Consider the following 6,077-nt stretch of genomic DNA (forward strand, 5'->3'; position numbering starts at 1 on the left):
CCACGCCCTGACCTGGCGGTCACCGCCCCCGGTGGCGGCGCAGCATCCCGGCGGCCAGCGGCGCGGCGTCCAGGTCACCGGCGGCGAGCCGGGCGGCGAGGGTACGGCGCACCAGCCGGTCGGCCAGCGCGGGCGCGTGCCGGCCGACGGCCATCTCCAGCCGGCCGCGTCGGGTGGTCGCCACGTCCCGGGGCGCCCGTCGGGCGGTGGCGGCGCGCAGGATCGCCGCGACGACACCCTCGACGGGCTCCGGGCGGGACACTCCCCGCAGGGACAGCCCGGCCTCGGCGGTGCTGTCGTGGATCGGTGAGGCCACCATGCTCGGGTAGACGACGCTCACCCCGACGTGGGTGCCCACCTCGTGGCGCAGCGCGTCGGCGTACGCGACGAGGGCCCGCTTGCTGACCCCGTACGCGGCGGCGAGCGGCAGCGGCAGCACCGCCATCCGGCTGGCCACGAAGATCACCCGGCCGCGCGCGGCGAGCAGCGGGGGCAGCGCGGCGGCGGTGGTGCGCCACGCGGCGAGCAGGTTGACCTCCAACTGCTGGCGGACCACCTCGTCGGGTGGCAGCTCGGCAGGGGCGGGGCCACCGACCCCGGCGTTGTTGATCAGCAGGTCGAGCCCGCCGAGGCGTTCGACGGCGGCGTGCACCGCGGCGGGGACGGCGGCCGGGTCGGTCAGGTCGCAGCCGAGCACCGGCAGGTCGTCGTCGCCTCCCGCGCGCAGGTCGAGCCCGACCACCCGGGCGCCGGCGGCGTGCAGCGCGGCGCCGAGGTGCCGGCCGAAGGTGCCGCTCGCGCCGGTGACGAGGACCCGCCGGCCGGTCAGGCCCGTCACCGGCGCGCTCCGGCCGGGCGGGCGCGGCGGGCGCCCGAGGCCAGTTCCCGGGTCAGCTCAGCCAGGTAGGCGTCGAAGTCCACCCGCATCGCCGGGCGGCGTTGCCCCCAGCGGGCCGTCGCCGCCCGCAGCTCGGCCCGGCAGGAGGCCCGCTGCCGGGCCGGGTCGGGCAGCGAGTACCGGCCGGCGAGCTGCGCGGCGATCAGCTTGGCCTGCGCCTCGACCAGGGGGAACGCGGAGCCGGTGGACTGCATCAGCCCGACGAACATCAGGCCGGGGGCCTCGGGGTGGAACACGTGCCGGTACAGCGGCAGGGTGTCGGCGCCGCCACCGAGCAGCTCGGGGTCGAGAAACCCGATCTCCACCCGGTACCCGGTGCACCAGACGATCAGGTCGACCTCGTCGACGCGGCCGTCGGTGAACTCGACCCGATCGCCGTCGAGGGCGGCGACGCCGGGGCGGGCCTCGACGTCGCCGTGGGTCAGCCGGGACAGCAGCCCGTCGGAGAGTGTCGGATGGTCCTGCAGGAAGCCGTGCGTGGGCGCGGGGAGGCCGTAGCGGGCGGGGCTGCCGACGGTGGCGGTGAGCATCGTCTGGCTGATGCGCTGGCGCAGCCGCCACGGCAGCCGGCGGGCCAGCGCGCCGTTGAGGGTGTCCGACGGGCGGCCCAGCAGGTACTTGGGCACCACCCAGACGCCCCGGCGCAGCGACAGCAGGGTCCGCTCGGCGGCGTACGAGGCGTCCACCGCGATGTCCATCGCCGAGTTGCCACCCCCGACGACCAGGACGCGTTTCCCGGTCAGCTGCTCGGGGCCCCGGTAGTCGTGGCTGTGCAGCTGCTCGGCGGTGCTGGCGCCGGGGTACGCCGGGTCGGGCAGCCGGGGCGCCCGGTTGTGTCCGTTGGCGACGACCACGGCCTCGACGGTGACCTCGACCGGCCCGTCCGGCCCGCTGGCGGCGACCGTCCACGTGCCGTCGGGTCGCCGGGTGACCCGCTCGACGGTGTGCCGCAGGCGGATGGCGTCGTGCAGCCCGAACCGGTCGGCGTAGTCGGCCAGGTAGCCGGCGACCCGCGTGTGGTCCGGGTAGTCGGGCCAGTCGGCGGGCATCGGGTGGTCGGCGAACTCGGTGCGGCCGCGGCTGGTGTTCAGGTGCAGCGTGCGGTACGCGGGCGAGTCGGGCGCCCCGTACACCCAGAGGCCGCCGACCTGGTCGGTGGCCTCGAAGCAGACCACCGCGACGGCCGCGTCGCGCAGTGCCTTGACGGCGGCGAGCCCGGCCGCGCCGGCGCCGATCACCGCAACCCTGGGTGGTGCCTGCATCGCTGCCCCCAATTAATCCAACGTCCGATGGATAATCGTCGGGTGGCGGCGGCCCGTCAAGGCCTCGGGGGTCCGTAGAGCCCGTCCAGGAGGCGGTGCACGAACGCCCGGAACTCGCGCCGTTCCCGAGCGCCCGGCGCGCCCGCGGCCAGCGCCACGACGTGCCCGTGCGTCGCCCAGACCAGGCTGCGCACGGTGATGTGCGGGGTCGGCTCGGCCAGCGCGCCGGCGGACGCCGCGGCGGTCAGCAGCTCCGCCACCAGCCGGTAGAGCGGCTCGGAGTAGCGCTGGTCCAGCTCGGCGTGCCGCTGCGGCTCCAACCAGCGCCGCAGCCACAGCGCGGTGGTTTCCGGATGGCCCTGGAGGAAGTCCACGAACGCGTCCACCAGGTCGTGCAGCGCCCGCCGCGCCGCGTCCGGCCCGGATTCGAGGGCCGCGCGGGCCCGCGCGGCGGCCTCGGTGAGGACCTCCCGCTCGACGGCGAACACCCGCGCGAAGCACGCCTCGTACAGGGCCGCCTTCGTACCCGTGTGGTGAGCGACCGTGGCGACGTCCACCCCGGCGGCGGCGGCGACCTCCCGCAGCCCGACGGCGTCGAAGCCGCGTTCGGCGAACAGCGCGGTGGCTGCGGTGAGCACCACCTCGCGGGTCGGTCGGGTCTCGTCGCGCCGGGGCCGACCCGGACGGCGTCGGGGCATGGTCATGGCCGCCATTCTGCCCCTAGAATCCAGCAACTGTTGGATTGCGGAGAGGATGCGGCGATGACCGGGCTCGACCGGCGGCCCGCGGCCGCCACCGACGCGACACTGCCCCGCGGCCCGCTGGCCGGCTTCGCGGCCGGCTCGCTCGGCATGGGCGTCTGGGTGACCGTGCCCGGCCTGCTGCTGCTCTACTTCCTCACCGACGTGCTGGCCGTCGGGCCGTGGCTGGCCGGCCTCGCGCTGCTGCTGCCGAAGATCGCCGACGTGCTGCTGCACCCCTGGATCGGGCACCGCGCCGACGTCGCGCAGGCCCGCCGGGGCGACCGGCGGCGGCTGCTGCTGCTCGGCTGCGCCCTGCCGGTCGCGTTCGCCGCGCTCTTCGCCGTGCCCGGCGGCCTGACCGGCGTGCCGGCCGCCGCGTGGGTGGCCGTGTTCTTCGTCGCCGGCAACCTGCTCTTCGCCGCCTACCAGGTCCCCTACCTGGCTACCCCGGCCGACCTGCGCATCGGCTACGACGAACGCACCCGGCTGATGGCGTTCCGGATGGTCGTGCTGACCCTCGGCATCCTGGCCTCCGGGCTGCTGGCCCCACTGGTGACCGGCGGCGACGCCGCGACCCGCGCCGGCTACCAGCGCATGGGCGTGGTCCTGGCCGTCGGGATGCTCGCCGCCATGCTCGTCGGCGTGGCCGGCATCGCCCGGCTGCGCGGCGCCGCGGCGAGCACCACGACGGCAGGCCACGGCGGGTGGCGGGCGCTGCGCACCGCCCTGCGCGACGCGCAGTTCCGCTGGCTGGTCGCCGCCTACCTGGCCATGTCCACGACCACCCACCTGGTCCTGGCCGGGGTGCCCTACTACGCCGAGTACGAGCTGCGCGCTCCCGGCCTGACCACGGTGCTGGTGGCCGCGTTCGTCGCGCCGGCGCTGCTGGTCACTCCCGGTTGGCTGCTGCTGGCCCGCCGTGTCGGCAAGCAGCGAGCGCTGCTCGGCGCGCAGGGCGCGTTCGCGGCCGGGTCGCTGGTGCTGGCGGTGGGTCGCCCGGCGGGCCTGCCGGTGCTGGTGGCGGCGGTGGCGGTGCTCGGGGTGGCGTTCGCCGGCATGCAGCTGCTGCCGTTCTCGATGCTGCCCGACGTGATCCGCGCGGCCGCGGCTGACACCGGCGCCGGTGCTGCGACGGGCGCGGGGACCTACACCGGGGTGTGGACGGCCACCGAGGCCACCGGCGCGGCCCTCGGCCCCTACACGTACGCGCTGTGCCTGGCCGTGGGTGGTTTCGTGGCGTCGACGGCGGGCGAGTCGCCGGTGCAGCCGGACGCGGCGCTCGCGGCGGTCCGCTACGGCTTCGGGCTGCTGCCCGCGGCGGCGATGCTCGCCGCGCTGCTGCTGCAACGCCGCTACACCCTGGACACGACCGCCCGGGCCGCGAGCTGAGCGGCCGGCACTAGACTTCGCCCTCGATGGACGCCCCGCTCACCCCCACCGAAACCCGCCCGTGCGCCCACTGTGGACGACCGGTGCCGCAGCGTGTCGGCGCGGGCCGGCCGTTTCGCTACTGCCGCGACAACGACGGCGCCTGCCAGCGCGCCTCGCGCAACAGCCGGATGCGTCACCGCAACGCGCCCGGCCTGCCCGGTCAGGTGGCCCGCACCTGGGAGGCGGTGGACCGCCTCGACCAGATCGTCGAGACGTTGACCGAGGCGTTGCACGCCGAGCTGTCCCCCGGGGGCGTGCAGCGGCAACTCGCGCAGGCCCGCGCGGAGGCCGCCACCGAGATCGCGGCGGCGCAGACCGAACGCGACGAGGCCCGCGACGACGCCGAGACGGCGGCGGCCGACGCGGCGCGCGCCCGCGAGCAGGCCCGCGCGGCCCGCGCCGAGGCCGACGACGCCCGCCAGCGCGCCGAGCAGGCGGCGCGCCAGGCCACCGCGGCCGACGAACGGGCGCAGCACGCCGAGGCCGCCCGCGATCAGGCGCGGCACGACGTCAGCGCCGCCGAGGCCCTGCGCGCCCAGGCCGAACGGGACCGGGACCAGGCCCGCAACGAGGTGCGTGACCTGCGGGCGCAGCGCGACACCGAGCGGCAGCGCGCGGCCGACCTGACCGTCGAGCGGGACGCGGCGCGGGCTGACGCCGAGCGGGCCAGCCGGGCCGCCGCCGAGGCGACCGAGCGGGCCGGACGATGGCAGGCCGAGGTGCAGGACGTACGCCGCCAGATCGACCAGGCCCGCGCCGACGCCGCGCGGACCCGCGCCGAGGCCGCCGACGCGGCCCGGGCCCGGGAACAGGCCGACCGGGCCCGCGACCGCGCCCAGGTCGCCGCCGCCGAAGCCGACGACGCCCGGCAGGAGGCCGCCGAGCTGGCCGCCCGGCTGCGCGCGGAGCTGACCGCCACGGCCGCGCAGCGCGACGCCCTCACCGCCGACCTGACCGCCGCGCGGCAGGCCGCCGCCACCGCCGAGGGCCGGCTGACCGCCCTGACGGTACGGCTCGACGCCGCCGAGGCCGACCGTGACGTGGCGCAGCGGCGGGTGGCGCAGCTCGGCGACCAGGTCAGCGACCTGGCGTTGGCGCTGGCTCGCCTGGGCGCCGCCGCACCCGGCGGTGCGGGCGCTTCCGATCGGGGTGCGCAGCCGGCGCAACCTTGACCGCGCTCGGGCGGTTAACATCCCCGGTGGCAGTCGCGACACGCCACCGCCGTGGCGTCACCGTCTCAGCCGGCTACCCTTGGGTCCGGCTCACCCGTGGACGCCTCACGCCCTCGGGCGGGAATGGGGCGACGGGAAAGCACCGTTACACCCAGAAGACCAGCACCACGAACGAGGGGAAGTCGATCATGGGCGAGCGTATGCTGCGCGGAAGCCGCCTGGGCGCGGTCAGCTACGAATCCGACCGCAACACGGAGCTCGCGCCGCGTCAGACCCGCGAGTACCTCTGTGCCAAGGGCCACCAGTTCGAGGTGCCGTTCGCCGTCGACGCCGAGGTCCCGACGACCTGGGAATGCAAGTTCGACGGCAGCGTCGCCCGACTCGTCGACGGCAGCGAGCCGGAGCAGAAGAAGGCCAAGCCGCCGCGTACCCACTGGGACATGCTGCTGGAGCGGCGCTCGATCGCTGAGCTCGAGGACATCCTCGCCGAACGCCTCCAGGAGGTTCGGACCCGCCGCGGCCGCGCCTGAGCCGCACCCGCACGACACGGCGCCCCCGGGGATTCCCCGGG

Annotated in this window: 6 protein-coding genes; 3 read left to right on the forward strand and 3 right to left on the reverse strand. The window is 76.6% G+C overall.

Annotated features, from left to right (window positions below; genetic code table 11):
* Positions 1-19: 19 nt before the first annotated feature.
* Genes AB0J68_RS24800 through AB0J68_RS24810 form a run of 3 tightly spaced genes read right to left on the reverse strand, consistent with a single transcriptional unit; the run spans position 20 to position 2,864 of the window.
* Positions 20-838: an SDR family oxidoreductase gene (locus AB0J68_RS24800; RefSeq protein ID WP_363940607.1), complete on the reverse strand. Its 819-nt coding sequence runs from the start codon at positions 836-838 to the stop codon at positions 20-22.
* On the reverse strand, positions 835-2,160 hold the full coding sequence (locus AB0J68_RS24805; protein ID WP_363940608.1) for an NAD(P)-binding domain-containing protein: 1,326 nt from the start codon (positions 2,158-2,160) through the stop codon (positions 835-837). Before AB0J68_RS24805 ends, AB0J68_RS24800 begins: the two co-directional genes overlap by 4 nt.
* Positions 2,161-2,216: 56 nt before the next feature.
* Positions 2,217-2,864: a TetR/AcrR family transcriptional regulator gene (locus AB0J68_RS24810; RefSeq protein WP_363940609.1), complete on the reverse strand. Its 648-nt coding sequence runs from the start codon at positions 2,862-2,864 to the stop codon at positions 2,217-2,219.
* 57 nt (positions 2,865-2,921) lie between these two features.
* Here AB0J68_RS24810 and AB0J68_RS24815 point away from each other — a divergent pair, with 57 nt between their 5' ends.
* The 3 genes from AB0J68_RS24815 (at position 2,922) to AB0J68_RS24825 (ending at position 6,036) form a co-directional block, all read left to right on the forward strand.
* Positions 2,922-4,292, forward strand: a complete 1,371-nt coding sequence (locus AB0J68_RS24815; protein ID WP_363940610.1) for an MFS transporter — start codon at positions 2,922-2,924, stop codon at positions 4,290-4,292.
* A gap of 26 nt (positions 4,293-4,318) precedes the next feature.
* Entirely contained in the window at positions 4,319-5,506 is a 1,188-nt protein-coding gene (locus AB0J68_RS24820) for a hypothetical protein (RefSeq protein ID WP_363940611.1), read from the forward strand.
* 188 nt (positions 5,507-5,694) lie between these two features.
* Positions 5,695-6,036, forward strand: coding sequence for an RNA polymerase-binding protein RbpA (locus tag AB0J68_RS24825; RefSeq protein WP_046564157.1), 342 nt, complete (start codon positions 5,695-5,697; stop codon positions 6,034-6,036).
* Positions 6,037-6,077: the final 41 nt, after the last annotated feature.

The organism is Micromonospora sp. NPDC049580 (genome assembly GCF_040675595.1).
Taxonomy (GTDB): domain Bacteria; phylum Actinomycetota; class Actinomycetes; order Mycobacteriales; family Micromonosporaceae; genus Micromonospora.